Source organism: Agromyces sp. NPDC056523, assembly GCF_042794545.1.
Lineage (GTDB): Bacteria > Actinomycetota > Actinomycetes > Actinomycetales > Microbacteriaceae > Agromyces.
In genome coordinates, this window is sequence record NZ_JBHTTM010000001.1 from 791,088 (window position 1) to 817,424 (window position 26,337).

The 26,337-nt window shown below is 72.6% G+C and carries 29 protein-coding genes; 12 read left to right on the forward strand and 17 right to left on the reverse strand.

Features of this window, described 5'->3' with window-relative positions; translation table 11 throughout:
* The first annotated feature begins 5 nt into the window (after nt 1-5).
* Nucleotides 6-1,325, forward strand: a complete 1,320-nt coding sequence (locus tag ACFQ58_RS03855; RefSeq protein WP_376949722.1) for a wax ester/triacylglycerol synthase domain-containing protein — start codon at nt 6-8, stop codon at nt 1,323-1,325.
* 65 nt (nt 1,326-1,390) lie between these two features.
* On the opposite strand, the gene ACFQ58_RS03860 is transcribed toward ACFQ58_RS03855, so the two are convergent.
* The 10 genes from ACFQ58_RS03860 to kynA all read right to left on the reverse strand — a co-directional run bounded on the left by ACFQ58_RS03860 (nt 1,391) and on the right by kynA (nt 10,494).
* A complete protein-coding gene (locus ACFQ58_RS03860; protein ID WP_376949724.1) occupies nt 1,391-2,020 on the reverse strand; it encodes a response regulator in 630 nt (209 codons plus the stop codon).
* The gene (locus tag ACFQ58_RS03865; protein WP_376949726.1) at nt 2,017-3,822 is read right to left on the reverse strand and encodes a sensor histidine kinase; all 1,806 of its coding nucleotides are present in this window, start codon (nt 3,820-3,822) and stop codon (nt 2,017-2,019) included. The genes ACFQ58_RS03860 and ACFQ58_RS03865 overlap by 4 nt, the downstream gene beginning before the upstream one ends.
* Before the next feature lie 61 nt (nt 3,823-3,883).
* Entirely contained in the window at nt 3,884-4,636 is a 753-nt protein-coding gene (locus ACFQ58_RS03870) for a hypothetical protein (RefSeq protein ID WP_376949728.1), read from the reverse strand.
* Nucleotides 4,637-4,739: 103 nt separating this feature from the next.
* Nucleotides 4,740-6,053, reverse strand: a complete 1,314-nt coding sequence (locus tag ACFQ58_RS03875; RefSeq protein WP_376949730.1) for an MFS transporter — start codon at nt 6,051-6,053, stop codon at nt 4,740-4,742.
* Between the two features lie 10 nt (nt 6,054-6,063).
* The gene (locus tag ACFQ58_RS03880) at nt 6,064-6,438 is read right to left on the reverse strand and encodes a hypothetical protein (RefSeq protein WP_376949732.1); all 375 of its coding nucleotides are present in this window, start codon (nt 6,436-6,438) and stop codon (nt 6,064-6,066) included.
* Nucleotides 6,435-6,629 carry a hypothetical protein gene (locus tag ACFQ58_RS03885; RefSeq protein ID WP_376949733.1) on the reverse strand — a complete coding sequence of 65 codons (195 nt, stop codon included), beginning with the start codon at nt 6,627-6,629 and terminating at the stop codon, nt 6,435-6,437. The genes ACFQ58_RS03880 and ACFQ58_RS03885 overlap by 4 nt, the downstream gene beginning before the upstream one ends.
* Nucleotides 6,626-7,153: a hypothetical protein gene (locus tag ACFQ58_RS03890; protein ID WP_376949734.1), complete on the reverse strand. Its 528-nt coding sequence runs from the start codon at nt 7,151-7,153 to the stop codon at nt 6,626-6,628. Before ACFQ58_RS03890 ends, ACFQ58_RS03885 begins: the two co-directional genes overlap by 4 nt.
* Before the next feature lie 138 nt (nt 7,154-7,291).
* Nucleotides 7,292-8,545, reverse strand: a complete 1,254-nt coding sequence (locus ACFQ58_RS03895; RefSeq protein WP_376949735.1) for a kynureninase — start codon at nt 8,543-8,545, stop codon at nt 7,292-7,294.
* A gap of 2 nt (nt 8,546-8,547) precedes the next feature.
* Nucleotides 8,548-9,600 carry an amidohydrolase family protein gene (locus ACFQ58_RS03900; RefSeq protein WP_376949736.1) on the reverse strand — a complete coding sequence of 351 codons (1,053 nt, stop codon included), beginning with the start codon at nt 9,598-9,600 and terminating at the stop codon, nt 8,548-8,550.
* Nucleotides 9,601-9,606: 6 nt separating this feature from the next.
* The gene (gene kynA, locus ACFQ58_RS03905) at nt 9,607-10,494 is read right to left on the reverse strand and encodes a tryptophan 2,3-dioxygenase (protein WP_376949737.1); all 888 of its coding nucleotides are present in this window, start codon (nt 10,492-10,494) and stop codon (nt 9,607-9,609) included.
* A gap of 123 nt (nt 10,495-10,617) precedes the next feature.
* Here kynA and ACFQ58_RS03910 point away from each other — a divergent pair, with 123 nt between their 5' ends.
* Both ACFQ58_RS03910 and ACFQ58_RS03915 read left to right on the forward strand, forming a co-directional pair.
* On the forward strand, nt 10,618-10,914 hold the full coding sequence (locus tag ACFQ58_RS03910; RefSeq protein ID WP_376949738.1) for a DUF1905 domain-containing protein: 297 nt from the start codon (nt 10,618-10,620) through the stop codon (nt 10,912-10,914).
* A 229-nt stretch (nt 10,915-11,143) separates the two neighbouring features.
* Nucleotides 11,144-11,785 (forward strand): TetR/AcrR family transcriptional regulator, encoded by a 642-nt coding sequence (locus ACFQ58_RS03915; protein WP_376949739.1) that lies wholly within the window; start codon nt 11,144-11,146, stop codon nt 11,783-11,785.
* Nucleotides 11,786-11,801: 16 nt separating this feature from the next.
* Here ACFQ58_RS03915 and ACFQ58_RS03920 read toward each other — a convergent pair whose 3' ends face one another.
* Nucleotides 11,802-12,743, reverse strand: coding sequence for a phosphoribosylaminoimidazolesuccinocarboxamide synthase (locus tag ACFQ58_RS03920; RefSeq protein ID WP_376949740.1), 942 nt, complete (start codon nt 12,741-12,743; stop codon nt 11,802-11,804).
* 23 nt (nt 12,744-12,766) lie between these two features.
* Nucleotides 12,767-14,077, reverse strand: coding sequence for a phosphoribosylamine--glycine ligase (purD, locus tag ACFQ58_RS03925; RefSeq protein ID WP_376949741.1), 1,311 nt, complete (start codon nt 14,075-14,077; stop codon nt 12,767-12,769).
* Nucleotides 14,078-14,149: 72 nt separating this feature from the next.
* Here purD and ACFQ58_RS03930 point away from each other — a divergent pair, with 72 nt between their 5' ends.
* On the forward strand, nt 14,150-14,551 hold the full coding sequence (locus tag ACFQ58_RS03930; RefSeq protein WP_376949742.1) for a sterol carrier family protein: 402 nt from the start codon (nt 14,150-14,152) through the stop codon (nt 14,549-14,551).
* A gap of 44 nt (nt 14,552-14,595) precedes the next feature.
* Nucleotides 14,596-15,072 carry a hypothetical protein gene (locus tag ACFQ58_RS03935; RefSeq protein ID WP_376949743.1) on the forward strand — a complete coding sequence of 159 codons (477 nt, stop codon included), beginning with the start codon at nt 14,596-14,598 and terminating at the stop codon, nt 15,070-15,072.
* A 2-nt stretch (nt 15,073-15,074) separates the two neighbouring features.
* Here the strand turns inward: ACFQ58_RS03935 and purF are convergent, their stop codons facing one another.
* The gene (gene purF / locus ACFQ58_RS03940; RefSeq protein ID WP_376949744.1) at nt 15,075-16,532 is read right to left on the reverse strand and encodes an amidophosphoribosyltransferase; all 1,458 of its coding nucleotides are present in this window, start codon (nt 16,530-16,532) and stop codon (nt 15,075-15,077) included.
* A gap of 382 nt (nt 16,533-16,914) precedes the next feature.
* Here purF and ACFQ58_RS03945 point away from each other — a divergent pair, with 382 nt between their 5' ends.
* Nucleotides 16,915-17,865, forward strand: a complete 951-nt coding sequence (locus ACFQ58_RS03945; RefSeq protein ID WP_376949745.1) for a trypsin-like serine peptidase — start codon at nt 16,915-16,917, stop codon at nt 17,863-17,865.
* Between the two features lie 99 nt (nt 17,866-17,964).
* The gene (locus ACFQ58_RS03950) at nt 17,965-19,152 is read left to right on the forward strand and encodes an adenylate cyclase regulatory domain-containing protein (RefSeq protein ID WP_376949746.1); all 1,188 of its coding nucleotides are present in this window, start codon (nt 17,965-17,967) and stop codon (nt 19,150-19,152) included.
* A gap of 1 nt (nt 19,153) precedes the next feature.
* Here the strand turns inward: ACFQ58_RS03950 and ACFQ58_RS03955 are convergent, their stop codons facing one another.
* Entirely contained in the window at nt 19,154-19,885 is a 732-nt protein-coding gene (locus ACFQ58_RS03955; RefSeq protein ID WP_376949747.1) for a glutamine amidotransferase, read from the reverse strand.
* Nucleotides 19,886-20,299: 414 nt separating this feature from the next.
* Between ACFQ58_RS03955 and ACFQ58_RS03960 the strand changes: the two genes are divergently transcribed.
* Nucleotides 20,300-20,836: a hypothetical protein gene (locus tag ACFQ58_RS03960; protein ID WP_376949748.1), complete on the forward strand. Its 537-nt coding sequence runs from the start codon at nt 20,300-20,302 to the stop codon at nt 20,834-20,836.
* A gap of 10 nt (nt 20,837-20,846) precedes the next feature.
* Here the strand turns inward: ACFQ58_RS03960 and ACFQ58_RS03965 are convergent, their stop codons facing one another.
* Nucleotides 20,847-21,281 carry a hotdog fold thioesterase gene (locus tag ACFQ58_RS03965; protein WP_376949749.1) on the reverse strand — a complete coding sequence of 145 codons (435 nt, stop codon included), beginning with the start codon at nt 21,279-21,281 and terminating at the stop codon, nt 20,847-20,849.
* Between the two features lie 62 nt (nt 21,282-21,343).
* Between ACFQ58_RS03965 and ACFQ58_RS03970 the strand changes: the two genes are divergently transcribed.
* Nucleotides 21,344-22,672, forward strand: a complete 1,329-nt coding sequence (locus tag ACFQ58_RS03970; RefSeq protein ID WP_376949750.1) for an acyltransferase — start codon at nt 21,344-21,346, stop codon at nt 22,670-22,672.
* On the opposite strand, the gene ACFQ58_RS03975 is transcribed toward ACFQ58_RS03970, so the two are convergent.
* Nucleotides 22,653-23,270, reverse strand: coding sequence for a zinc-binding alcohol dehydrogenase (locus ACFQ58_RS03975; RefSeq protein WP_376949751.1), 618 nt, complete (start codon nt 23,268-23,270; stop codon nt 22,653-22,655). The genes ACFQ58_RS03970 and ACFQ58_RS03975 overlap by 20 nt on opposite strands.
* Nucleotides 23,271-23,339: 69 nt before the next feature.
* Here ACFQ58_RS03975 and purM point away from each other — a divergent pair, with 69 nt between their 5' ends.
* From purM to ACFQ58_RS03990, 3 genes are all read left to right on the forward strand, one after another.
* On the forward strand, nt 23,340-24,446 hold the full coding sequence (gene purM, locus ACFQ58_RS03980; protein WP_376949752.1) for a phosphoribosylformylglycinamidine cyclo-ligase: 1,107 nt from the start codon (nt 23,340-23,342) through the stop codon (nt 24,444-24,446).
* A 2-nt stretch (nt 24,447-24,448) separates the two neighbouring features.
* A complete protein-coding gene (locus ACFQ58_RS03985; protein WP_376949753.1) occupies nt 24,449-25,210 on the forward strand; it encodes an LLM class flavin-dependent oxidoreductase in 762 nt (253 codons plus the stop codon).
* 81 nt (nt 25,211-25,291) lie between these two features.
* The gene (locus ACFQ58_RS03990) at nt 25,292-25,969 is read left to right on the forward strand and encodes a hypothetical protein (protein WP_376949754.1); all 678 of its coding nucleotides are present in this window, start codon (nt 25,292-25,294) and stop codon (nt 25,967-25,969) included.
* Between the two features lie 45 nt (nt 25,970-26,014).
* Here the strand turns inward: ACFQ58_RS03990 and ACFQ58_RS03995 are convergent, their stop codons facing one another.
* Nucleotides 26,015-26,212: a DUF3073 domain-containing protein gene (locus tag ACFQ58_RS03995; protein ID WP_376949755.1), complete on the reverse strand. Its 198-nt coding sequence runs from the start codon at nt 26,210-26,212 to the stop codon at nt 26,015-26,017.
* Nucleotides 26,213-26,337: the final 125 nt, after the last annotated feature.

The following is a 26,337-nucleotide window of genomic DNA, read 5'->3' on the forward strand; positions in this document are numbered from 1 at the left end:
CCGCCGTGGCCGGTCCGGTGGCAGGGCGCGAGCGGCTCTCGGCCGCCGACGCGTCGAACATCGTGATGGACGCGCCCGACCAGGTGAACGCGTTCCTGATGGCCGGCGTGCTCGCACCGGGCGGACCGCTCGACCCCGACGGCGTGCCGGATGTCGCGGCGCTCCGCGCGGCGTTCGCCGAGGCCGTCCCGGCGGCGCCGCGCCTGTCGCAACGGGTCGTGCCCGACGGTCGGGGGTTCGCGTGGGAGCCGGTCACACTCGACCTTGCACAGCACGTTCGGCTCGTCGAGCCCGTCGACGGCCTCCCGGGGCTCGAAGCGCTCTGCGCCCGGCTCATGGTCACGCCGCTGCCGCTCGACCGCCCGCTCTGGGAGCTCCTGCTCGTCCCGGGCGTCGCGCCGCGACGCGTCGGCCTCGTCTTCCGCATCCACCACGCGATGGCCGACGGTCTCGCCGCGGTCCGGCTCGTCGAGCTCCTGCTCCGTCCGGCGGCGGGCCCGAGCGGGTCGGACGGCGTGGCGCCCGATTCGACCGTCGCCTCCGGGACCTCGTCGACCGACGCCCCGGTCCGGATCGCGACCCCCGCGCGCCGCACCCTCCGCGCACGATGGCGCACGCTCACGTCGGGCGTCGAGCGCACCGCCGTCGTCTTCCGCCAATCGGTGCCGCGCACCATCCTGCTCGGCCCGATCGGCCCCCGGCGGGGCGTCGCGTTCATCGAGATGCCGCTCACGGCACTCGCCGCCGGCGCCGAAACCGAGGGCGCGACGGTCAACGACGCGCTCCTCACCGCGGTGGTCGCGGCCGCGGAGGCGGCGCTCCGAGCACGGGGAGAGCCCGTGCCGTCGATCCTCCCCGCGAGCGTGCCGGTCGCGCTCGCCGAACGCGGGCGATCGGGCAACGCCATCGGCGTGATGCTGGTGCCGCTGCCCACGGGCATCGCGGATGTCGCGACCCGACTTCGCCGCATCGCGGAGTCGACGCGCGCCCGCAAGCCCGACGCGCGCTCGCGCGGGACGTTCGAACTCACGCGGACCCGGCTCGGCGCGTGGCTCTTCTTCCGCTTCGTGCGGCGCCAGCGCGTGATCGTCATGTTCGTGACGAACGTGCCCGGTCCGCGACATCCGCTCGCGCTCGCCGGAGCCCCGCTCGAACGCGTCTGGCCGGTCGTGGGGATCCAGGGCAACGTGCGACTCGGGGTCGCGGCCCTGTCGTACGACGGGGTGCTGCGCTGCGCCGTGCACACCGACGCCGACGCGATCTCCGCGGAGGTGTTCGGCGACGCCCTTCGACGCGAGCTGGAACGTGTCGCCGCGCTCGAGTGAGCCACGGGCGGATCCGCTCGGCCTGCGGCCTGCGGCCTGCGGCCTGCGGCCTGCGGCGCTGCGGCTCACCCACCCGTCGCGTTCCGGACGATGCGCACCGCGTCCAGCCGATCCTCCGCGCCGAGCTTGAGCAGCACGTTCGACACGTAGTTCGCGACCGTCTTCCGGGAGACGCCGAGCCGTTCGGCGATGGCCTCGTTCGGCAGCCCCTTGCCGATGAGTTCGGCGATCGAGCGCTCCCGCGGCGTCAGCCCCGGCAGGTCGTCGAGGGCGCCCGACATCGGCGTCGCAGCGTCGAGCAGGGGGCGCGGCACACCGCTCCCGAGCCACTGCGCTCCCATGAGCACCGCCTGCACGGCCGCCACCACCTGGTCGGGCGAGGCGTCCTTCGTCACGTAGGCCGTGGCCCCGGCGTCGAGCGCACGCCGGACCGTGTCGGCGTCGTCGTACATCGTGATCACGACGAACCGGGTCGCGGGCAGCGCGGCCGACAGCTGCGCGGTCACCGCCAGTCCGCTCCGATCGGGCAGGCCGAGGTCGATGAGCACCGCGTCCGGACGCCGGGACATCACGACGTCCACCGCTTCGGCCGCACTGGCGGCCTCGGCCACCACGTCGAACCCGCTCGCCTCGAGCAGGGCGACGAGTCCCTTGCGGAACAGCGGATGGTCGTCCACGACCACGAGGCTGCTCACGTCGCCCCCCACTCGAGCGGAAGTCGCACGTGCACCCGGCTCCCGCCGGCGGGATCACGTCCGATCTCCGCGATGCCGCCGAGCTCGCGCGCGCGTTCGCGGATCGACGGGATGCCCAGCCCGTCGGACACGAGTTCGGGTATCCCGATCCCGTCGTCGTGCACCGTGACGTCGAGATGGTCGGCGTCGAGCTGGAGCGAGACCGTGCAGGTCGTCGCCGCAGCGTGTCGCCGGACGTTCGAGACCGCCTCCTGCACGATGCGCAGGGCCGCGACATCGACGGCGGCGGGCAGCGCCATCCGCTCGTCGTCGGCATCGATGCGGATCTCGAGCTCGTCGGGCCGCGGTGCCGTCACCCGCGACCGGATCGCCGCGACGAGGCCCTGCTCGTCGAGCACCGCAGGCCGAAGGTCGTGCGAGATCTCGCGGGCGCGTGCGATCACGGAGCGGATGTCGCGGTGGAGCTCATCGGCGATCGACGCCAGTTGCGGATCGCCCCCGGTTCGCGCGAGGCGCCTGGCGAGGGCCGCGGCGCTCAGCGCGATCCCGGCCAGGCTCGGGGACAGGTCGTCGTGGAGGTCCCGCCGCAGCCGGCGACGCTCCTCCTCGCGTGCTGCGACGAGCAGCGCGTGCGACTCGGTGAGCCGAGCGAGTGCTCGCACGCCGTGCAGGGCGGGTCCGGCGTGGAGGGCCAGCGCCTCGGCGACCATCCGGTCGCGTGCCGTCAGCTCCGACTCGCCCGGCCGCGGGGGGATCCGAAGGCGGGCGAGGACCTCGCCGAGATGCACCACGGGGAACTCCTCGAACCGGCCCTCGATCACGCCCACCTGCGCACTGACCTCCGCTCCGCGAAGGGCCGCACCGTCGAGGAACAGGCTGTGGACCACACTGCGCAGGATCGCCTCGGGCACGCGAACGGCGTCGGGCTCGACGGCGACGGCCCGTCCGAGGGCGTCGACCGCGGCGGCAGGATCCACCCGGCCGCGGTAGACCACGCGGGCGGCGACCCCTGTTGCCGCGCGGATCACGGGCACGGCGAGGACGGCGACCGCGGCAGCCCCGATCCATCCGGCCGCCGCGGTCCCAGGTGCGCCGACCGAGCTGGCGGCCCAGTACGCGGCGGCGAGCACCGGCGTGGCCATCGTGAACGCGAGCAGGGCCTGCAGCGGCGGGTCGACGTTCCAGAGCCTCGGTCGCACGAGGCCGATGACGAAGCCGAGGAGCGCCGGCACGACGGCCAGGTTCGCTGCCGCCTCGAACCCCGGACCGCGAACGCCGATCGTGCCGCCTTCGAGGATGAGGACGAGGACGAAGAGCTCGGCGCTCGTGAGGATTCCGAGGAGTGCCCACCGGACGCTCTCGCGCTGTCGCGTGTCCGACCGGTACCGGTAGCGGTAGACCTGCCCGAGGACGAACAGGAGACCGGAGGGTCCGACGAGGATCCACCACGGCTCGTCCCTGATGGCGCCGCCGGTCGCGAACACGGCGGCCATACACGCGATGAGCACGACGACGGGTGCGATGAACCACCGCGGGACGAATCGCCCGTCGGGATAGGTCGCTGCGAGGAGCGGGAAGGCGCCGAACCAGACGGCCGAGGCGATCGTCGCGGCGGGGAACGCGGCGGCCACGGACGAACCCAGCAGGATCGCCACGACGGCGACCGCCGGCAGCCATGCGCGCCGGTTGCGGGGCGCGCCTCGCTCCGAGGCGACCGCCGCGATGACGAGCGTCGCACCCAGCAGGCCGACCGCCACGACGACGACCTGTGAAGCGAGGAGCGCGGACTGCCCGCCCGTCATGACCCGATCCTGCCACCGCGGCGCTCAGTCGGCCAGAGCGTGGGTGCACCGGCCGTTCGACTCACTCGACCGCCGCGCGCCGGCTCCGGAGGAGGAACGCGACGCCGGCGACGAGCACGAAGAACAGCACCCCGACGGCTCCCCACGGCGCCGAGAACGGAACGATGAGCGGCACCGCCAGTGCGGCGATCGCCCCGAAGCCGACCAGTGCCACCGGCCAGCCGACGACCCCTGCTCGTCGCCCGGCCGTCGCCAGGAACATCGCATGACCGCCGAGGCCGATCATGCCGGCCAGCCCGAAGGCGGTGATGAGGAAGGCGTTGGCATAGAGGACCGCCATCTGCGCGGTCGCGCCGGGCAACGTCTCCGCCATTCCGAGCCCGACCGACGTGAATGGAACGAAGCTCGCGCTCGCGACCGCGATCCAGGCGGCGGCGCCCACATGACCGAAGGCCTCGCCGACCCTCCCCCAGGTGAGCTCGTCGGCCCCGGTCCTCCCTCGCCTGACGAGCCGCGACGACGCCCCGACGAACGCGAAGAGGCCGACGGCCATGCCGAGGAAGATCACGGCCTCGATCGCCCCGGAGTACGGACGATCCTGCAGCTGCGCCATGGTGCCGAACTCGTTCCCCTCGGCCGAGGCGAGGACGGCGATCACGACCGGTTGAGCGAGCCAGGACCCGACGGCGATGAGACCGCCGAGACCGGCGGTGCGGTACAGGCGCTGCTCCGGCGAGGACGTCGCGCGAGCTGCGCGATCGGTCCGCTCGGCCCCGGAGCGCGATGCGGACGTGGAGGCGGATGACGTGGACATGTCGGCTCCTGTCGGTCGGGCGCCGCTGCGGCGCCATGCCGTCAGGTTCGCCCGCCGCGATCCCGGGACACCAGTGATCGCGGATCCCGGATCGAGCAGGCCGCTAGGCCGGCTGCGCCATCCGCTCGCCCCGGTGCCGGCGCAGGACCGCGACGAGCAGCACCGCCGCGGCGACCTGCAACGCGACCACGATCGCGATGAGCACAGGAACGTCGCCGTACAGCGCGCCGGCGACCGACGCGCCCGCCAGTGCCCCGATGCCTTGGAACACCGCGAACCAGCCGTATGCCGACCCACGCTGCTCGGCCGGCACGAGGTCGGCGACGAGCGCCTTGACCGTGGAGTCCTGCACGCCCGTCGCGAGCCCCCAGATCACGACGCCGAGCACGACCAGCCCGAGCGTGCCGGCGAGCGTGAACCCCGGCACGAAGGCGGTGAGCACCGGCACGGCGAACAGGACGGCGGAGCCCGCCCGGTCGTACACCCACCCGGTGGCGAGCGCGCCGACGGCGGCGGCCGCCATGCCCGCGGCGTAGACGAGCGGCACGCCGGCGACGGGAACGAGGTCGGCGGCCACGAGGTGGAACGACATGACCCCGAAGCTCAGCAGGCCGAACGTGGTGAGCGCCGCGAACGTCGCGAACAGCAGGAACGTGGTGCGCACGTGCGACGGGATGGCGCTGAGGCCCGCCAGACGGGAGATCACCGAAGTGCGGCGGCGTGGGGCTGCGCCGGCGGATGCGACGCCCGACGTCGCCTCGGGAGCGGGCCGATCGGCTCGAGCACGCGGGGCGGGCCGGTACACGCTCGTATCGGGCACCCGCGCCCGCAGCCACAGGAGCAGCACCATCGCCATCACGGCCGGGATCGCGAGCGCGAGGAACGCGGGCCACAGCTCGCCCGTGATCGCCGCGATGCCCGCGACGAGCAGCGGCCCGGCGAACGCCCCGATCTGGTCGAGCAGCTTGTGGACCCCGAAGCCCTTGCCGCGCCCGACCACGCCCGCCGCGTCGGCCAGCAGCACGGTCTTCGCGGGACCGCGGACCGCCTTGCCCGTGCGCTCGACGAGGATCAACGTGCTCGCCGCGGCGAGCGAGGCGGTGCCGAGCACCGGCGTGAATGCGAGCAGGGGCACGCTCACGGCGCTCATGGCGTACCCGACGATCGTGAAGCCCCAGTAGCCGGCCGTCCGGTCGGCCCACGGACCGGTCACGAGTCGCAGCACCAGCGCGATCGCCGTGGCCGCGCCCGTGACGATGCCGACGAGTGCGGCCGACGCGCCGAGCTGCTCGAGCAGGGCGCCCCCGACGGAGATCGCGCCGTCGGACACCATGTCGATGAAGAGGCTCACGAATCCGAGCCCGAGGACCATCGACCACGGGCGCAGGCCGGGGGATCGCGTTGCCGTCTCCGTCACGCAGTGGAGACTATCGCCGGAAGACCGACCGGACGATCGCGCCGACGCCGACCAGGAGCACGATCGCCGTGCCGGCCGCGAGGGCGATGACGAGCCCGGGGTTCTCGCGGTACTTCTCCTCGAGCCACTCCGCGGCGTCCTCGAAGAGGTCCTCGGCGTCGTCGAGCGCATCTTCGGCGAGGGCGCGCGCCTGGCTCGCCGCGTCGGCGACCGCCGCGGCGCCCTTGTCGGCGGCGTCCGCCGCCGCGCTCCTCATGGCGTCGAGCGTGTCGTCGGCCTCCCGGGAGGCGCGGTCGGCGGCGGCCTTCGCCTCGCCGATCGCCTGCTCGACGCGGTCGTCGAGGTCGTCGCCGGCGCGGCCCGGCTGGTTCGTCGCGTCCGTCATGAGCCCGTCCCTTCACTCGGAGCGACCGCGCGGTCGGCGTTCCGGCGCACGCGTGATGCCGCCATGCTACGCGCGTCGGCGGTCTCGCCGTGGGCGTGCTCGGCGGCCGTGGCGGCCGCGGTGTCCATCGACGTGACCGGCTGCTTCGGGTCCGGCTGCGACGTGCCCGGGATGCCGTACGAGCCGCTCATCGGCGACGCCCGACTCCGCGCGCGATGGCGCCGAGAAGGACCACCGCGCCGACGGCCGCGCCGATCACGACGCCCGGACGTCGCCGGTACTCCTCGCGGATGCGCTCGGTCCAGTCGGACGTGACGCGCTTGGCCTGGTCGGCGAACTCGTCGAGGTCGGCGCTCTGCGCCGCCTCGCGGATCTTCGCACCGGCCTGCTTGGCGGCGTCCGTGGCGGCTTCGGCGATCTTGCCCACAGGTGAGCCGGATGTCGCGCCGAACGAATCGACGGCGTCGCGGTCGCCCGGGTGCACGTCCTCGCCCGGCCCGGCGGGTGCGGCGGTCGCGGCGGTCGACGTGGTGGGTGCGGTCGACGCGGTCGACGCGCGGCCGGACGTCGTGCTCGAGCCGGAGGCATCCGCCTGGACGGCCTCGGAGCCGATCGGGCGGGTCGGCGGCATCTCGGTCGACTCCTCGGACGTGCCCCCGCTCGCGGTGCCCATCGGCGTGGCGGCGTCGTTGCGTGTCGTGTTCTCGTCGCTCATGCTCGTCGCTCCTTCGGTCGCGGCGCGCCCTCGCAGGTCGAGGGCGTCATGCTCTCCGGCAGTCTCACCCGGGCCGGAGCGAGCGTCGAGGGCGTTGACACGCCGCGAAGGGGCGCCTAGAGCCCCGCCGGGAGGACGTCAGGCGAGCCCGGCGCGCTCGGCGAGCACCTCGCGCAGCACGATCCGCGTGGCGTCGAGGCCGCGGTGCACCTCCTCGAAACTCGTCGAGAGCGGTGCGAGGCCGAGGCGCAGGCCGCCGACATCGCGGTAGTCGGGGATCACGTCGCGCTGCCAGAGCCGCGCGGTCACCTCGCGCATGGCGGGGTGCTGCAGGATCACGTGCCCGCCGCGCTCCTCGGGATCGCGCGGGCTGCCGAGCGTCACGCCGAGAGGGCCGAGCCACGTGTCGGCGAGGTCGATGGCGTACGACGTGAGGGCGACCGACTTGGCGCGGATCGCCGCCATGCCCGCCTCCTCGATCATCGCGAGCGTGTCCTGCATCGCGATCATCGCCGAGATCGGCGACGTGCCGCTGACGAACCGGCGGATGCTCCGGGCCGGCACGTACTCGGGACCCATGGCGAACAGGTCGGCGGTGCCGAACCATCCCTGGATCGGCTGGCGCAGCACGGCGTGCAGGTCGTCGCGCACGTAAGCGAACGCGGGGGAGCCGGGTCCGCCGTTGAGGTACTTGTACGTGCAGCCGACGGCGAGGTCGAACTCCCAGCGATCGGCGTGCACCGGGACCGAACCGGCCGAGTGGCAGAGGTCCCACAGCACGAGCGCTCCGGCGTCGTGTGCGATCCGGGTCAGCTCCTGCGCGTCGGCGATGAACGCCGAGCGGTACGAGACGTGGTTGAGCACGACCAGCGCCGTCTGCGGTCCGACCGCCTCGGCGAGCTGCTCCGAGCTCACGCCCCGCGTCAGGTCGACGTCGATCCAGCGGAGGTGGCATCCGGTCTCGTGCGCGATGCCCTCGAGCACGTACCGGTCGGTGGGGAAGTTGTCGCGATCGACGACGATCTCGCGCCGCTGCGGATCGCGCGCGAGCTGCGCGTCGACCGCGGCTCGCGCCAGCTTGTAGAGCAGCACGGTGGTCGAGTCGCCGATGACCGTCTGCCCGGCCTTGGCCTCGATGACGGCACGCCCGATCTGGTCGCCGATCTCGTACGGCAGCTGCAGCCACGCCTCGTCCCAGCCGCGGATGAGACGCCCGCCCCACTCCTCGCGCATGAACCGCTCGACGCGCTCGATCGCGGCGGCCGGCGGACGGCCGAGGGAGTTCCCGTCGAAGTACACGAGCTCGGAGTCGGCGCCGATGAAGCGCTTGCGGTAGTGGGCGAGGCCGTCGGCGCGGTCCATCCGGCGGGCGTACGCGAGCAGGGGATCCATGGTCAGCGGGGCTCCAGTTCCTCGGCGGGCAGGATGCGGGCGGTGGCGAGCCAGGCGGCGACCGCGTCGGGGTCGGCGAGCCGGTCGTCGTCGGGTGGTGGGCCCGGTACGAGCGTCGCGACGCCCGCGTCGGTCCACGCCGGCGTCGCATCGGGCCACGGGTCGGCGAGGGCCGCGATGACGTCGGATGCCGCGAGCCCAGCTCGTACGAGCGCGGCGACCTCGACGGGGTTCACGCCCGGCGCGAGCTCGCCGTTGCCGAAGTCGGTGCCGTAGAGCACGCGTCCTCCCGCCGCATGGAAGCGCCGGAGGTTGTCGATCGCGGTCTCGGCGACCGCGTCGTCGTCGCGCACGTGGATCGCGAGCGTGGAGATCCACGCCTGGCCGCGCGCCGCAGCCCGTCCGATGAGCGCATCGTCGAGCCGCTCGGTGAAGGGAGCGTGGACGAGCACGTCGACACCGGCGTCGATCGCCAGGCGCGCCATCCCGTCGCCCTCGGCATGCGCCGCGACCGGCAGGCCGTGCGCGTGGGCCGCCGCGACGATCGCGTCGAGCGTGGGCGGGTCGAATACGGGACCCGCGACCGAGTTGAGCGCGACCTTGATCAGGGATGCGCCGAACGACCGCTGCTCCTCGACTGCGGCCTCGACGGGGCCGGCGAGCGCTCGATGCTCGCGCTCCCGCGCACGCTCGGCGTCGGCGCCCGCGCCGGCGTCGCCGTCGACCGAGGGCAGTTCGCGGACGCTCCCCTCGGGCCGCCACGGCCGGTCGGACGGGTACCCGCCGATCGCCGTCAGGAACGCGCCCGCGTACCGGACGTGCGGCAGCCCCTCGGTGCGCGCGATGCCCGCGATGGCGCCCGGATCGGCGCCGAGGTCGACGACGGCCGCGATGCCGCCGGCCACCGCGCCATCCGCCGTCGCCAGCTGCAAGTGCACGTGGTGGTCGACGAGCGGGGGCAGCATGATGCCCGTCTCGCCGGGGTGATCGCCGTTGAGGGACCGGCGGACGCGGCGGGCGAGCGGGCCGAGGACGCGGGTCGCGTCATCCGTCATCGCGTGTCACCCCGGGATCTCGGTTCGGACGGCGTACAGCTCGGGGAAGAACGTCAGCTCGAGCGCACGGCGGAGGAACGGCGCGCCGCTCGACCCGCCGGTGCCGGTCTTCGAGCCGATGATGCGCTCGACGGTCTTCAGGTGGCGGAAGCGCCAGAGCTGGAAGTTGTCCTCGAGGTCGACGAGCTCCTCGCACGTCTCGTACGCGGCCCAGTTGTGATCGGGGTCGGCGTAGATGCCCGCGAAGACGGCGACGAGCTCGGGCCGGTAGGTCCACGCCAGGGTCACGTCGCGCTCGAGCACGTCGGCCGGGATGTCGTAGCCGGCCCGCGCGAGCAGTCGCAGGAACTCGTCGTACAAGCTCGGCGCCTCGAGCGCGCGCTGCACGATCGCCGACGCCGCCGGGTCGGACGCGAAGACCTGCATCATCTTCGCGTTCTTGTTGCCGAGCACGAACTCGACCGCGCGGTACTGGTACGACTGGAACCCGCTCGCGTTGCCGAGCACGCCGCGGAACTGGCCGTACTCGGTGGGCGTGAGCGTCGCGAGCACCGACCACTGCTCGGTCAGCGTCCTCTGGATGTGCTTGACGCGGGCGATGCACTTCAGGGCCGGAGCGAGGTCGTCGGCGCGCATGAACGCGCACGCGCTCTCGAGCTCGTGCAGCACCAGCTTGAGCCACAGCTCGGTGGTCTGGTGCTGGATGATGAACAGCAGCTCGTCGTGGTGCTCGGGCCGCGAGATGGGGCGCTGCGCCGCGAGCAGGGTGTCGAGGTCGAGGTAGCCGCCGTAGCTCATCCGGTCGCTGAAGTCGGTGACGACGGATGCCTCGATGCGCCGCGTGTTCGCCTCGACGCCGGTGCTCGCCTCGTTGCTCGCCTCGTTCGATGCCACCCCGCCAGCCTAGTCAGCGGCTCGTGGCTGCGCCTCGGCGATGCGTCGGGACCGTGTCCGGGCGGCCGGACGTGGGGAACGCGACGGTGGGTCGTGTCGGCCGGTTCCCCTATGCTCGCCCGCATGGGCGAGACCTATCGGTTCCGCAGCCGGGTGTACCGGTGGAGCGAACGTGCGACGGACTCGTGGTACTTCGTCGACGTGCCCGAGGCCGAGTCCGACGACATTCGCGATCGGCCGCGGATGCCGCGCGGCTTCGGCTCCGTCCGGGTCGAGGCGACGATCGGCGGGACGACGTGGCTCACCTCGATCTTCCCGGGCGCGGAGCGGTACGCGCTGCCGCTCAAGAAGGCCGTGCGCTCGGCCGAGGACATCGAGCCCGACGATGAGGTCGACGTGCGGATCCGCACGCTCGACTAGCGTGGTCGGACCGGACACGGTCCGGGGCGCGGCGGACGCCCCCCATCGCCCCTGTGCGATGACGCCCGCCGCACCGCCCCCTCTCCCCGAGAGGCCGGCTCCCCCGCGGAAAGCGGAGGATGCACTCCGTATCCTAGTGCATCCGCGTCCGTCCGCACAGCCGCCTCGGCTCTCGCGACGCGCGGCCGGGCCGATGCGACCGCGCGCCGACCGGGCGTAGATTTGTGGTGTGGGCTCGATCGCGTCGCCGCGCCGCGATGCGCGACGGAATCACGAACGTCTCCTCGTCGAGGCGAGGCGCCTCTTCGCCGAGCGCGGGATCGAGGCACCGCTCGACGAACTCGCCAACCGCGCCGGTGTCGGGGCCGGAACCGTCTACCGCCACTTCCCCACTCGCGACGCCCTGATCCGCGAGCTCTACGACGACGCGGTCGATGACCTGCGCCGGTTCGCGCCCGAGATCCTCGGCGCCGAGACGGCCTGGGGCGCCATCGAGCTCTGGCTCGAGAAGGTCTCCGAGTGGCTCACCGAATCGCCGTACCTGCCGGCCGTCATGCGCCGGGTTGCCGAACTCGATCCCGACCACCGGCCGGGTACCGAGTTCAAGGAGACGATGGACGTGATCGTCGAGCGCGCCCACGCCGAGGGCACCCTGCGTCCCGACGCCACGGGCGTCGACCTCAGTGTGCTCGTCGACATGCTCGGTTCGCTCGGCCAGTACGGCGGTGCCTACCTGCCGTTCTGGCGCCGCCAGCTCACGGTCGTGCTCGACGGCCTGCGAGCGCGGCCCGATCTCACTCCCCTCCCGGGCGCGGCGCTCGAGTTCGACGCGTTCCACGACATGTCGCACCAGAAGCGCGCCGCCGACTGAGCCGCGCGTCCGATCGCTACAGCCCGAGCGTCAGCCGCTCCACGAGCGCGCGGTACCGCTCCGCCGTCTGATCGACGATCTCGGCCGGAAGCGCGGGCGGCTGCTCCGACTCGGCCTGGTCCCAGTTGGCGGCGAGCCAGTCGCGCACGATCTGCTTGTCGAAGCTGGCCATGCGCACCTCGGGAGTTCCGCCCGTGAGGTACGCCTCGAGGTCCCAGTAGCGGCTCGAGTCGCTCGTGAGCACCTCATCGGCCAGCGTGACGATGCCGGTCTCGCGATCGGCGCCGAACTCGAACTTCGTGTCGGCGAGGATCAGCCCACGCTCCTCGGCGACGGTGGACGCGTGCTCGAACACGTCGAGCGAGATCGCGCGCAGCTGCTCGGCGACCGTCTCGCCGACGAGCTCGACGGTGCGCTCGTACGAGATGTTCTCGTCGTGCTCGCCCATGGGCGCCTTCCAGGCGGGCGTGTAGATCGGCTCGGGCAGGCGGTCGCCGTCGGCCAGGCCCTCGGGCAGGGGGATGCCGCCGATCGCCCCGGTCTCGCGATACTCCTTGTATCCGCTCCCGGTGAGGTAGCCCCGCACGACGCATTCGACGGGGAACATGTCGAGCGAGCGGCACAGCATCGCCCGCTCGGCCAGGTCGGCCGGGATCGGCGGGAGGTCGTGCCGGTCGTCCTCGGCGTAGGCGAGGTGGTTCGGCACCTGCGGCAACTGGTCGAACCACCAGCGGGTGAGCCCCGTGAGCAGCGCGCCCTTGCCCGGGATCGTGGGCTCGAGCACCTGGTCGAACGCGCTCACGCGGTCGCTCGCCACCACCAGGACCACCGGGGAGGTGTTCAGGGGGTCGCCGGTCCACGTGTCGTCGTCGGTCATCAGGTCGGTGGGCACGTACAGGTCGCGCACCTTGCCCGAGTACACGTGCGTCCATCCGTCGAGGTCGCCCGGATCGGTCATCCTCGCCCTCCTCTCACTCGCGCTCAGTCCGCGACGCGCGCGGCGATGTCGGTGCGGTACTGGCCGCCGTCGAGCCGCAGGTGCCCGACCGCCTCGTACGCTCGTCGCCGCGCCTCGGCGAAGTCGCCGCCCAGCGCGACGACGTTGAGCACGCGTCCACCGGTCGCGACGAGGTGCGGCTCCGCGTCGTCGGCGCTCGAGCCGACCGCGGTCGCCGCGTGCGCCACGTGCACGCCCGGCACGGACTCCGCCGCCTCGAGCCCGTCGATGCGTCGCCCGGTCAGGGGCGAATCGGGGTAGCCCTCGCTCGCGAGCACGACGGTGACCGCGGCGTCGGGCCGGAACTCGGGCCGCGCGTGCTCGGCCAGCCGGCCGGTCGCGGCCGCGTAGAGGAGCCCGGACAGCGGGCTCGCGAGGCGCGGCAGCACGACCTGCGTCTCGGGGTCGCCGAAGCGCGCGTTGAACTCGATGACGCGGATGCCGCGGCTGGTCAGGATGAGTCCGGCGTAGAGCAGGCCGATGAAGGGCGTCTGCTCCTCGTCGAGCTGCCGGATGGTGGGCAGCGCGATGGTCTCGATGACCTCGTCGACGAACGCCTGCTCGCTGCCGAACCGCTCGGCCAGCCACGGCAGCGGCGAGTAGGCGCCCATGCCGCCGGTGTTGGGTCCCTCATCGCCGTCGCGGAGGCGCTTGTAGTCCTGCGCGGGCGACAGCGGCAGCACGTTCGAGCCGTCGGACAGGAGGAACAGCGAGACCTCCTGGCCGTCGAGGAACTCCTCGACCAGCACCGGGCCCTGCTGGAGGTAGTGGGCGGCGTGCGAGAGCGCCGCCTCGCGGTCGTCGGTGACGAGCACGCCCTTGCCGGCGGCGAGGCCGTCGGCCTTGATGACGTACGGATCCCCGAACTCGTCGAGCGTCGCGACGACCTGCGGCAGCGAGTCCGCCAGCGTGGCGCGGCCGGTGGGCACGCCGGCGGCCTCCATCACGCGCTTGGCGAAGGTCTTGGACCCCTCGAGCTGCGCGGCCGCCTTGCCGGGACCGAACGTCGCGATGCCGCGAGTGCGCAGCGCGTCGGCGACGCCGGCGACGAGCGGCGCCTCGGGGCCGATCACGACCAGCTCGATGTCGTTGTCGAAGGCGTAGTCGGCGACCACCACCGGGTCGGTGGGGTCGAGTGCGATGGTCTCGATGCTGCCACGGGTCGACGACGTGGCGGATGCCGCGATGCCGGCGTTGCCGGGTGCGGCGATGATCTCGTGGCCGGCCTCCTCGTCGAGCAGGGCCAGGATGATGGCGTGCTCGCGCGCGCCCGAACCGAGGACGAGGATTCTCACCTCGTCAGGGTACCCGAGCGGCATCGGGCACCGCCGCCCGTGACGGGGTCGCGGTGGGGGAGGATGGAGGGCATGGCACGAGCGCGCATCGCGGACGACCTGGGCCGCGCGGCCGTCGGCGTGGTGGTGAGCGTCGGCGGGGCGGATGGCTCGGGGGCCGCGCCATCCGTCGACCGCGCGACGCTCGCCCTCGCGGTGCGCTACACGCTGCAACTGCTCGCCGAGCAGTCGCCGGGCGGAGCGGTCGAGGTACGCGTCCCGCCGTTCGGCGCGGTGCAGTGCGTCGAGGGGCCGCGGCACACGCGCGGCACGCCGCCCAACGTCGTCGAGACGGATGCCGCGACCTGGCTCGCGCTTGCGACCGGGTCGCTCGCATGGTCCGAGGCGCGATCCGCCGGTCGCGTGCACGCCTCGGGCCAGCGGGCCGACCTGGAGGGCGTCGTTCCCGTGATCGACGCCGAGCGGGTGCGCTGACGCCGCCGCAGCGCGCGGTCGGCGGGCTGGGGGAGAATGGGGGCGTGACCGATGCGCCGAAGAGCCCCGAGCCGACCGAGCCCGAGCAGGAGCCGAGCGAGCCGTCGCCGGCCGCGCCGGACGCATCCGTCGCCCGCCTCGACGAGGATGCCGATGCGCCGCACCCCAAGGTCGCGCGCATGGACGTCGATCCCGACGCGCCCGACGTCGGGGAGCACCTCGAGACCGACCGCACGAGCGACCCGGTGTCGGTCCGACGCGCGCCGCGGTACCCGGCGTTCATCGGCGCGGGCGTCGTGCTCGGCGCACTCCTCGCCCTCGTGCTGACGTTCGCCTATCCCGAGAACGGCGAGTTCGACCGCGGGCAGGTGTTCGGCTTCATCGTGCTCTGGTGCGCCGCGTTCGGCGCTGCGGTCGGCGGCGTCATCGCCCTCATCGTCGACCGCCGTCTCGCCAGGCGTCGCGGCTCGGCCGTCGCCGAGCACGAGTCCACCCACTTCGTCGACGACGAGCAGGGCTGACCTCAGCTGAGCTGGGTCTTCTCCACCCAGTCGAGGTACTCGGGCGTGACCGTCCCGGTGACGTACTCGCCCGTGAAGCACGACAGGTCGAGCTCGCCGATGCCGGTGCCCTCGGTGATCGCGGCCTGGAGGTCGGCGACCTCCTGGTAGATCATGTGGTCGGCTCCGAGCTCGCGGGCGATCTCGGGGATCTTCTTGTCGTGCGCGACGAGCTCGCGGCGGCTCGGCATGTTGATGCCGTAGACGTGCGGGTAGCGCACCGGCGGCGCCGCGGACGTGAACGTGACCTTGTTGGCGCCGGCAGCGCGGGCCATTTCGACGATCTCCTTCGAGGTGGTGCCCCGGACGATGGAGTCGTCGACGATGAGGATGTTCTTGCCCTTGAACTCGGTGCCCATCGCGTTGAGCTTCTGGCGCACCGAGCGCTTGCGTTGTGCCTGGCCCGGCATGATGAACGTGCGGCCGACGTAGCGGTTCTTGTAGAAGCCCTCCCGGTACTCGATGCCGAGCTTCTGGGCGACCTGCATGGCCGCCGGCCGTGACGAGTCGGGGATCGGCATGACGACGTCGATGTCGCCCTTGTCCATGTGCGTGGTGATGGTGCTCGCGAGCCGGTCGCCCATGCGCAGCCGGGCCTCGTACACCGAGATGCCGTTCATGACCGAGTCTGGTCGCGCAAGGTACACGTACTCGAACGAGCACGGCACCAGCCTGGGGTTCGTGGCGCACTGGCGCGAGATCATCTCGCCGTCGAGCGTGATGAAGATGGCCTCGCCGGGCTCGACGTCGCGCACGACCTCGTAATCGCCGTTCTCGAGCACGAGCGACTCGGAGGCGACGATCCACTCGGGCTTGCCGCCATCCGTCGTGCGCTTGCCGAGGATGAGGGGGCGGATGCCGAACGGGTCGCGGAACGCGAGCAGGCCGTAGCCGGCGATCATGGCGATCACGGCATACGAGCCCTCGACGCGCTCGTGCACGTGCGAGACGGCCTGGAATACCTGGTCGGGATCGAGGTCGAGGCCGGTGATCTGGCCCTGCAGCTCGGTCGCAAGGACGTTCAGCAGCATCTCGGTGTCGCTCGTGGAGTTCACGTGGCGGCGGTCGATGCGGAACAGGTCCTGCGAGAGCTCGCGCGTGTTCGTGAGGTTGCCGTTGTGGACGAGGATGATGCCGTACGGCGCGTTCACGTAGAACGGCTGCGCCTCCTCCTCGCGCTCGGCCGCGCCCTTGGTGGTGTAGCGCACGTGGCCGAGGCCCATGGTGCCCAGCAGCGAGCGCATGTCGCGGGTGCGGAAGGCCTCGCGGACCTGGCCGCGCGCCTTGGTCATGTGGAAGACGGGCCCGTCGGCGGTCGCGATGCCGGTCGAGTCCTGGCCGCGGTGCTGCAGGAGGAGCAGGCTGTCGTAGATCTGCTGGTTGACGGGCTCGGTGGAGACGATGCCGACGATGCCGCACATGCGAGCGATGGCTCCTCGTGGGGTGGGGAAGCGTCCGAGCTGGACGGTCCATCATCCCATAGGTGCGCGTGTGAGCCGGCTGGGCGGATGTCGCTGCTCACCCGAGCGCGACCGGCTGCGATCGCGCAGGCGCGGCCCGACCCCGGGTGGCATCCTCACCATCCCGGACGGCGTCGTCGGAACCCGGCAGCCTAACCCGGGCGGCTGGGCGGTGGGAGGAAGTCTGCGATTCCGCGCGGATGTTCGTCGGTTCCCACGAATCGAGTGCCAGCCACTCCCCCCGTACGAGGGTCAGCTGTCAGGCTCTCCCGCATTCCGTTGACGCGGCGCAGGGACCGACTTTGGGGGGACCGGCCGCCGGCCCAGAAAGGACGTACCGTCCATGAAGTTCACCTCGCTCCGCGCCGCCCTCACCGGCGCGGCCCTCGTCGCGTGCGGCATGCTCGCCGTACCGGCGGCGGCGAACGCCGCACCGCCCTCGGTCCCGCCGGGCATCGACCAGCGGGCCGTCCCGGCCGCAGAGGCGGCTGCCGCCGCCGGCTACTGGACGCCCGAGCGGATGCGCGCGGCGATCCCCGCCGACACGCTCCTCGCCGGCAAGTCAGCGTCGACGCCGGCATCGGAGGTCGCGGCCGGCGCGCCGGTCACGTACGGCAAGCCCGCCCCGAGCGGCGACATCGTGCCCATGGCGACGGCTGAGAACCCCGTACCGAACATCGGCAAGGTGTTCTTCACCCTCAACGGCCGGAACTACGTGTGCTCGGGCAACTCGGTGAGTGCGTCGAACGCCGGCCTCGTCGCCACGGCCGCGCACTGCGTGCACTCGGGCAAGGGCAAGTACGCGACGAACTGGGTGTTCGTGCCGGCGTACCAGAACGGCGCCGCGCCCTACGGGCAGTGGACCGCGACGAAGCTCACGGCGCCGACGCAGTGGACCAAGGGCGGCGACATCACGTACGACACCGCGTTCGCGAAGGTCGGGCTGCTGAACGGCCGCACGCTCTCCGCGACGGTCGGCGGGACCGCGATCGCCTTCAACCAGGCGCGCGGGCTCGGCTACGAGGCGTTCGGCTACCCGGCCGCGGCCCCGTTCACCGGCCAGACGCTGCAGTCGTGCGCGGGCACCGCGAGCCCCGACCCGTACGGCCAGACCCAGTCGCAGGGCATCCCGTGCGACATGACGGGCGGCTCGTCGGGCGGCCCCTGGTTCCTCGGATCGGGTGCGCAGAACTCGGTGAACAGCTTCGGCTACAACAACATCCCCAACGTCATGTTCGGGCCGTACTACGGCTCGGTCGCCCAGGCGACGTACACGACCGCGGCCACGTCCTGACGCGCTGACCCGAAGCGCCCCGCACCGAGGGACCGGTGCGGGGCGCTTCGTCGTGCCGGTGCCGGTGCCGGGAGGTGCGCACCCCGGTAGGCTCCAGACGTGACGTGGTGCACCCGCGAGGAGGCGGCGCGACGGGCCGGGGTCGGGCCCGAGTACGTCACGCGCCTGGTGGAGGTCGGGCTGCTGTCTCCCGAACAGCCGGATCGCTTCTCGCCGGGCGACGTTCGGCGCGTGCAGACGGCACGTTCGCTCGAGGACGCCGGCATCGCCCTCGACGACGTCGTGGCCGCGGTCGAGCGCGGTTCCGTGTCGCTCGACTTCCTCGACGCCGCCGCCTACGAGCGATTCGCCGCGCTCGCGCCCGAGACGTTCCGCCAGGTCAGCGATCGGACCGGGGTCCCGCTCGAGCTGCTGACCGTGATCCGCGAGGCCATCGGGATGGCGGAGCCGTCGCCCGACGACCTGCTTCGCGATGACGAGATGGAGGTCGTGCCGTTCATCGAGTTCCAGCTGTCGCACGGGTTCCGGGCGACTGCCATCGAGCGTCTCGTTCGCGTCTACGGTGACAGCGTCCGTCGGATCACCGAACAGGAGGCCGCCTGGTGGCGTTCCGAGGTGATCGCTCCGGCCCTGGCCGCCGGCGAGAACCCCGACCGCACCGAGCTCGCCGACGAGATCGCACCGCTTGCCGACCGGGCCTTCATGGCCGTGTACCACGCTCAGCAGGCGCGCGCCTGGACCGCCAACATCATCGACACGTTCGAGACGATGCTGGCGAACGCCGGCATCCACAGTCGACTCGAGCGACTCCCGGCGATCTGCTTCCTCGACCTCGTCGGCTTCACCCGGCTGACCGAGGAGCTCGGCGACGATGCGGCGGCCGATCTCGCGGGTACGGTCGCGTTGCTGGTCGGCCGCAACAGCGTGCAGCACGGCGGCAAGCCGATCAAGTGGCTGGGCGACGGCGTGATGCTGCACTTCGGCGACCCGGGGCGAGGTGTGCACGCGGCGCTCGGCATGGTGGACGAGCTCGCCGACGCCGGCTTGCCGCCAGCTCATGTCGGCCTCCACGCAGGACCCATCCTCTACCAGGAGGGCGACTACTTCGGCCGGACCGTGAACCTCAGCGCGAGGATCGCGGACTACGCCCGTCCGGGCGAGGTGCTGGTCACCCGTGAGGTGGTCGACGCCTCACGCGATGACGGCATCGGATTCGACGACATCGGCCCCGTCGAGCTCAAGGGCGTCTCGGGAACGGTGCACCTGTTGCGAGCCCGCACGGCTTGACCTACCGGGCATACAGCTCGACGAAGGTCCGCAGCATGCGACTCGGCTCCGACACCGCCGCGCGCCGCACGGCGGCGATCGTCAGGTCGACCTCGTCGGCGGCGAAGTAGCCGTAGTTCGCGTAGGCGTGGATGCGCAGGATGATTCCGTCGAGGTCGAGCTCCGGATGGAACTGCGTCGCGTAGACGTTCGAACCGACGCGGAACGCCTGAACCGGGCAGGTCGGCGACGATCCGAGCAGGGTCGCCGAGTCGGGCAGGGCGCGGATCGCCTCCTTGTGCCCGACGAAGGCAGTGAAGGTCTGCGGCATCCCGGCCATGAGCGGGTCGGATGCCCCGGCATCCGTGAGGGTGACCGGCACCACGCTGACCGGCTCGGCGTAGGTCGCGTCGATCGCAGCCCCCTGGTGCACGCCGAGGGTGCCGACGCCGTAACAGGCGCCGAGGAAGGGGAAGTCCCGGGCGACCACCTGGTCGAGGAGCGCGGCGAACTCCGCCTCGACCCGGTGCTGTACCGGCGACTTCTGCTCCGCCGGATCGGCCGCGTTGAACGGCCCGCCGCCGACGAAGATCCCCGACAGTCCGTCGAGGTCGAGCCGCGGCATCGGTGCGGACTCGAGTCGCACCCGGATGAGCTCGCGCTCCTCCAACCCCGACCCCCGGAGGAAGAGGGCGTACTCCTCGTCCGCGGGGACGTCCTCGGCCCGCGTGGCCAGCAGCACGAACGGCTTCACGCGCCCAAGATACGGCGCCGCCCGCCCGCCGCGGCGGGCCGAACGTCCGTCGCGAGCCGCGCAGCCCGCCATCTTGGCCGGGGACCGCCCGCTTGCCCGCCCGCTTGCCCGCTCGCGCCGCCGGCTCGAGCGGGTCGCGCCCGCACCGCAGGCTCGCGCGGGTCGCGCCACGTCGGTCATCTCGCACGGGGCCGACTCATCCTCCACCGCGGGGCGCACGTAGGACCAGACACATGGTTCCCCTTGCGAACCGGGTGGAAAGGTATCCGGCGGATACCTTTCCACCGTGTTTGCAGAACGGAGACCATGCCCGGCTCGCGCGAGCGGGTCCGCCCGTGTCGCGGTGGCGGTGTCCGCGTGGCTGGATGAGTGCGGGTTGCTGGAATCGGGAGGGAGCCGGCGATGGATGAGCGGGTGACGACCGTCAAAGTCGACCGGGAGACGCACCGGCTCATCGGCGATCTCGCCCACCTCCTGGGCCGGAGTCGGAAGGACGTCGTGCGGGATGCGGTCCTGGCCTTCGCCTCGTGGCGCGAGCGACTGCTCGACGACGGGCTCGACGAGACGGTGCACCGCGTCGCCGTGGCGAGCGAGAAGCACGAGCTGCGCGCCGCAGCAGGTGGACTGGACTCCACGCCGGCGGAGCGAGTCGAGCGAACGCGCATCGGGGCGGCACGCATGTCGCCGCGCGTCGAAGCGGCGCTCTCACCCGCGGAACTGCTGGAACACCATCGCCCGGCGATCGAGGCGGCCTTCGCCGCGCTCGGGGTGCGCGCGCCCCGGTTCGCGATCGATCCGGGGCGCTACGGGCACCTCGCGGAGCATCGCGTGATGGTCGTCGACCTCGTCGATCCCGCGCGGTTCGAGCAGTCACGACTGCGAGCCGCGGCGTTCGACATCATGGCCCTGTCGTGGTTCGTGGTGCCGGCCGGATGGGCGTCACCGGCCTGAGCGAGCGCGGTCAGTACTGCGACGGCGTCGCGAGCACCGCCATGGTGCAGCGCGAGATGCACACGAGGCGACCCTGCTCGTCGGTGATGCGGATGTCCCACACCTGGGTCGTGCGGCCGCGGGTGATCGGACGCGCCACGCCGTAGACCCAGCCGTCCGAGACGGGGCGCACGTGGTTCGCGTTGATCTCCATCCCGACGCAGTAGGACTGCTCGGGATCGACCGTGAACGAGGCGCCCCAGCTCGCGAGCGTCTCAGCGAGGGCGACCGACGCCCCGCCGTGCAGCACGCCGGCCGGCTGCCGTGTGCGGTGGTCCACCGGCATCCGGCCCTTGAGCGAGTCGTCGGTGAACTCCGTCATCTCGATGCCGAGGGCGCGGATCAACGCGTGCTCGCCGCGCGAGTTCGCCCACTCCAGCGAGGGCTCGCCGAACCAGATGCTCATGCGGTCGAGTCTGCCACGCGTCGATGCTGTGCTCCGGCCCTCCGAACGGCCATGATGTCCCCATGGGGGACGGGGAGGAGACTCGCGCGCTGCAGGACGCGACGTCGGTCGCGCCGTCGATACGCCGCGATCCGGTCGTGGACCTCGCGAGGGTCGCCTGCATCCTGCTCGTCGTGCTGGCCCATCTCCTCATGGTCGGCGTCACGGTCGACTCGACGGGGCGGCTCCTGCTGTCGCGCCCGGTCGAGGAGCAGCCGTGGTTCGTCCCGGTGACCTGGGCCGGACAGGTCATGCCGCTGTTCTTCGCACTCGGCGGGTTCACCGCCGTGACGTCGTGGCGTCGACGGCGTGCGGAGGGCGGGGCCGGCACCGACTTCGTCCGGTCGCGCACGATGCGCCTCGCGGCGCCGGCACTGCCGCTGTTCGCCTTCGTCGCGGTCGCGGCGTCGATCGTGACGCTCGTCGGCGTCGACGCCGGGCTGCGCGATGCGATCGTGGCCGGAATCGGCGTGCCCCTGTGGTTCCTCGCTGCCTACCTGCTCGTGCAGTGCTGCGTGCCCTGGCTCGCCGCCCTGCACGAACGCGCGCCGTGGCGCACGCTCGCCGTGCTGGCCGCCGCCGCCGTCGTCGTCGACGTTGCCCATGCTCGTACGGGCAGCCGCGAGGTCGGACTCGTCAACGTGCTGTTCGTCGGGGCGTTCGTGCAGCAGCTCGGGTTCTGGTACGCCGACGGCTGGTTCGGCCGGCGAACCCGACTGCAGCTCTGCGCGCTCGCAGTCGGGGCGTACGGCCTCGCCTGGGTCGGCGTGGCCTCGGGATGGCACGCGGCGAACATGCTGACGAACCTCGATCCGCCGACGGTGTCGCTCATCCTGCTCGGCATCGCGCAGATGAGCCTGCTCACGGTGTTCCACCCGGCGCTCGCGCGGCTCATGGCATCCCGATCGGTCCGGGCGGCGGTCTCCGTCGTGTCGGCTCGGGCGCTGACCCTGTACCTCTGGCACATGCCCGTCATCGTCGCCGTCACGGCACTCTCGCTCCTCGTGCCCGACGCCGCCTCGCACCCGCCCGACGCGCTGTGGTGGGCCGGGCGCCCGCTCGTCTTCGCCGTCGTGCTGGTCGTCGTGTGGGCCGTCTCCGCCCCGCTCGCACGGTTCGAGCGGTTCGCCCTCATCCCGCCGGCGGGCTACCGGCCTCCGTCGGCGACGGTGATCGGCGTCGCCGCCGTCCTCGCGCTCGCGCCGCTGCTCGGCGTGATCCTCCGGTCGCTCGACCTCGCGCTCGCCGCGGTCGGCACGCTGCTGCTCGCGGCATCCGTCGTGCTCGACCGGGGTCGACCCATCCGGGCGTCGACGGCGCGCCCGAACCGGGTCAGGCGAGCTCGGCGATGATCGGGTGGATCGCCTCGTCGAAGGCAGCGGCATCGGCTCGAAGCGAATCGGTCACCGCCACGGTCTTGCTGCCGATCCACCAGACGCCGGATGTCGCGAGCGGAAGCACCTCGACGTTCAACTCGAACGAGTGCGCCCGCCGGCCCACCTCGCGCTCGTGCTCGGCGATGCTGCCGGCGTAGGCCCGGTACGAGTCGCCGGAACGCGCCGCCGACGCGGTGCGGTACCGCTCGTGCGCCCAGTCGGCCCACGCGAGCGCGGCCTCGGCATGGGGGCGGATGGCGCCGACCAGCGCCTCGGCGCCGGACACCGGGAGGGCGACGGCAGTGCCGTACGCGTCGAGGAGTTCGAGCGGCACGGACGACGGGTGCTCCTCGGGCTCGACCGTCATGGTCCACCACTCGCGCCACTGCTTCTCGAGCGCATCGTGCGCGTCGACGTCGGGTCGGCTCTCGGGCCCGATACGGCCGACGTCGCGCAGGCGCGGCAGCTCGGCCGGTGAGGCGATGCCGAGCACCTCGCGGAGGTAGAGGGCGAGCAGCACCGCGGTGCTCGCGTTCTCGCGAATCACCCACGACGGCGTCGACCCCGCGTGCATGCCCGGATTGTATCCCCGGCCACCGTCACCGGGCCGTGAGGCGCGCGCTCGGATGGGTACCCTTGACGGGTGAGCGCGAACTCGTCCTACGCCGCGGCCGGAGTCGACACCGCCGCCGGCGACCTCGCCGTCGAACTCATGAAGGAGTCGGTCGCCAAGACGCACGGACCGAACGTGCTCGGCGGCGTCGGCGGCTTCGCCGGGCTGTACGACCTCTCCTTCGCGAAGGACTACCGGCGCCCTCTGCTCGCGACCTCGACCGACGGCGTCGGCACCAAGATCGCGATCGCGCAGGCGCTCGACGTGCACGACACCATCGGGCAGGACCTCGTCGGCATGGTCGTCGACGACATCGTCGTGGTCGGCGCCACGCCGCTCTTCATGACCGACTACATCGCGTGCGGCAAGGTCGTGCCCCAGCGCATCGCGGCGATCGTCACGGGCATCGCGCGCGCCTGCGCCGAGACCGGCACGGCCCTCGTCGGCGGCGAGACCGCCGAGCACCCCGGCCTCATGGGCGTCGACGACTACGACGTCGCGGGTGCGGCGGTCGGCGTCGTCGAGGCCGACCGGGCGCTCGGCGCCGAGCGCGTGGCCGACGGCGACGCCGTCATCGCGATCGAGTCGAGCGGCCTGCACTCGAACGGGTACTCGCTGGTCCGGCACATCCTCGCGAACGCGAACCTGCGGATCACGGATGCCGCGGCCGACCTCGGCACCACGTGGGGCGAAGCGCTCCTCGAGCCCACCCGCCTCTACTCCGGCCCCCTCGTGCAGCTCCTCGCGCACGACACGCTCGGCGGCGCCATCCACTCGCTCTCGCACGTGACGGGCGGCGGCATCGCCGCGAACCTCGCGCGCGTGCTCCCGCGCGGCTCGTGGGTCGAGGTCGACCGCTCCACGTGGTCGCCGCAGCCCGTGTTCCGCGTGCTCAACGACCTCGCCGGTACGACGCTCGAGTCGACCGAGGGCACCTGGAACCTGGGCATCGGGTTCTTCGCGGTCGTGGCCCCGGATGCCGCGGCATCCGTCATCGCCGAACTCGCCGCGCTCGGGCTGCCCGCCTGGCAGGTGGGCACCGTGACCGTGGGCGACCGCGACCTCGCCGGCTTCGAGCAGGGCGCCAAGGGCGTCGACGGCGGCGCCGTGCGCCTCGTCGGGACGTACGCGAGCTGACCGTGCGCGCCGCGCTCTCGCTCGGACTGCCCGGCACCACGGATGCCGCGATCCTCCGCGCGCTCGCGCCGCGCCTGGAACGGCTCGGGTTCGACGCGCTCTGGCTCAACGACGTGCCGGGCGGCGACTCGCTCGCGGGCCTGCGTGCGGCCGCCGAGGTCACCGAACGGCTCGGACTCGCGACCGGCGTGATCCCGCTCGACCGCCGTCCGGTGGAGAAGCTCGACGTCGCCGGACTGCCCGCCGACCGGCTGACGATCGGCATCGGATCCGGCGTCGCGCGCCGGCCGCTCGCGATCGTGGCCGAGGGGATCGCCGACCTCCGCGCCCGCACCGACGCGGCGATCGCCGTCGGCGCGCTGGGTCCGCACATGCGCCGGCTCGCCGCCGAAGAGGCCGACGCCGTCGTGCTCAACTGGCTCACCCCGACCGCGGCGGGCCACGCGATGGACGACCTGCGGCGGGATGCGGGCGACCGGGCCGGCGCCGTGCGCGGGGTCCTGTACGTCCGCACGATCGTCGACGGCGCGGCGCGCGCGGCGCTCCAGCGCGAGGCCGCGCGGTACGGGTCGTACTCGTCGTACGCGGCCAACTTCGCACGCCTCGGCGTGAGTCCGATCGACGCGACCATCGATCGCGGTGCGTCGCTCTCGTCCTACGACGTGGTCGACGAGCTCGTGCTCCGCGCCATCACGGTCGGCGGCACGCTGGCCGAGCTCGAGCAGTTCGCCGACGAGGCGGCGCGCTGGCGGGACGCGACCTGACGAGGTCCGCCTCGCTCCCGGCGGGGTAGTGGCAGGACCATCGGCCGCCCGTCGCGGCGTCGATCGACCTACGCTCGTCGCATGACGGCCCCGGATCGTCCTGACGTCGACACCGCCGCACCGGCGCGATCAGACCGGACCGCGCGCTTCTCGCTCGGCCGGTGGGTCGGCTTCACCGTGCTCGGCGAGAGCCTCGGCTTCCTGATCCCGGTGACCGGCTTCGCGCTCGCCGGGATGCTCGGCCTCGACGCGTGGAGTGCCTGGCTGCTGCTGGTCGTGTTCGGCGCGGGCGAGGGCGCGCTGCTCGGGCTCGGCCAGTCGATCGGCCTGCGCGGGTCGAGCGCCGAGGTGCCCGCCGGCCGCTGGGTCGCGGCGACGGCGGTCGCGGCATCCGTCGCCTGGTCGATCGGGATGCTGCCGTCGTCGCTCGCCGACCTCGGGGTCGCGATCGACTGGGGTTCACCCGTGACCTGGGCCGGCGTGGGCGTCGCCGGGCTGGTGCTGCTCGCGACGATCCCCACCGCGCAGTTCCCGGTGCTCGCTCGCGCCGGCGTCTCTCGTGCGTGGCGGTGGGTGCCGCTCAACATGTGCGCCTGGCTCGTCGGCCTCGCGTTCACGTTCCTGCCGTCGCCATTCGTCGACGAGTCGACGCCGCCGGCCATGATGTTCGCCGCGTTCGGGATCGCGGGCGTGCTCATGGCGAGCACGGTCGCCCTGCTGACGGGGCTCGGGCTCAGGCGGATGCTGCGGCGCGCGTGAAACGCGTGCCGTCGCGTTGCGACAGCCGGCGGGGAGGGCTGGGACTCAGGAGCGGTGCGTGCCGTCGTCGGGCACGTAGGAGTCGTCGTCGGTGTACTCGGCCCACTTCGACACCTCGTCGTCGTGGTCGTGATTCGAAGCCGTGAGCTCGCGCTCGAGCGCGCTGTAGTCGGTCGCAGGGCTGAAGTACTTCAGCTCCCGCGCGACCTTGGTGTGCTTGGCTTTCTGACGGCCGCGCCCCATGCGTGACCCCCTTACGACGTCTGGCCGGGTGGGATGGTCGTCACCCGGCTCTTTCTGATATGAACAATCCCGGCTGGTAGTTTACCACCGCCGCGGGCCCGACTCGGTTGCCCCGGAGGCCGTGT

Excerpts from the sequence above, each read along its gene's own strand:
- ACFQ58_RS03865 (WP_376949726.1), bottom strand. The coding sequence starts at position 3,822 with ATGACGGGCGGGCAGTCCGCGCTCCTCGCTTCACAGGTCGTCGTCGTG.
- ACFQ58_RS03870 (WP_376949728.1), bottom strand. The coding sequence starts at position 4,636 with ATGTCCACGTCATCCGCCTCCACGTCCGCATCGCGCTCCGGGGCCGAG.
- ACFQ58_RS03880 (WP_376949732.1), bottom strand. The coding sequence starts at position 6,438 with ATGACGGACGCGACGAACCAGCCGGGCCGCGCCGGCGACGACCTCGAC.
- ACFQ58_RS03885 (WP_376949733.1), bottom strand. The coding sequence starts at position 6,629 with ATGAGCGGCTCGTACGGCATCCCGGGCACGTCGCAGCCGGACCCGAAG.
- ACFQ58_RS03890 (WP_376949734.1), bottom strand. The coding sequence starts at position 7,153 with ATGAGCGACGAGAACACGACACGCAACGACGCCGCCACGCCGATGGGC.
- ACFQ58_RS03895 (WP_376949735.1), bottom strand. The coding sequence starts at position 8,545 with ATGGATCCCCTGCTCGCGTACGCCCGCCGGATGGACCGCGCCGACGGC.
- ACFQ58_RS03900 (WP_376949736.1), bottom strand. The coding sequence starts at position 9,600 with ATGACGGATGACGCGACCCGCGTCCTCGGCCCGCTCGCCCGCCGCGTC.
- ACFQ58_RS03910 (WP_376949738.1), top strand. The coding sequence starts at position 10,618 with ATGGGCGAGACCTATCGGTTCCGCAGCCGGGTGTACCGGTGGAGCGAA.
- ACFQ58_RS03920 (WP_376949740.1), bottom strand. The coding sequence starts at position 12,743 with ATGACCGATCCGGGCGACCTCGACGGATGGACGCACGTGTACTCGGGC.
- ACFQ58_RS03930 (WP_376949742.1), top strand. The coding sequence starts at position 14,150 with ATGGCACGAGCGCGCATCGCGGACGACCTGGGCCGCGCGGCCGTCGGC.
- purF (WP_376949744.1), bottom strand. The coding sequence starts at position 16,532 with ATGTGCGGCATCGTCGGCATCGTCTCCACCGAGCCCGTCAACCAGCAG.
- ACFQ58_RS03945 (WP_376949745.1), top strand. The coding sequence starts at position 16,915 with ATGAAGTTCACCTCGCTCCGCGCCGCCCTCACCGGCGCGGCCCTCGTC.
- ACFQ58_RS03965 (WP_376949749.1), bottom strand. The coding sequence starts at position 21,281 with ATGAGCATCTGGTTCGGCGAGCCCTCGCTGGAGTGGGCGAACTCGCGC.
- ACFQ58_RS03970 (WP_376949750.1), top strand. The coding sequence starts at position 21,344 with ATGGGGGACGGGGAGGAGACTCGCGCGCTGCAGGACGCGACGTCGGTC.
- ACFQ58_RS03975 (WP_376949751.1), bottom strand. The coding sequence starts at position 23,270 with ATGCACGCGGGGTCGACGCCGTCGTGGGTGATTCGCGAGAACGCGAGC.
- ACFQ58_RS03990 (WP_376949754.1), top strand. The coding sequence starts at position 25,292 with ATGACGGCCCCGGATCGTCCTGACGTCGACACCGCCGCACCGGCGCGA.
- ACFQ58_RS03995 (WP_376949755.1), bottom strand. The coding sequence starts at position 26,212 with ATGGGGCGCGGCCGTCAGAAAGCCAAGCACACCAAGGTCGCGCGGGAG.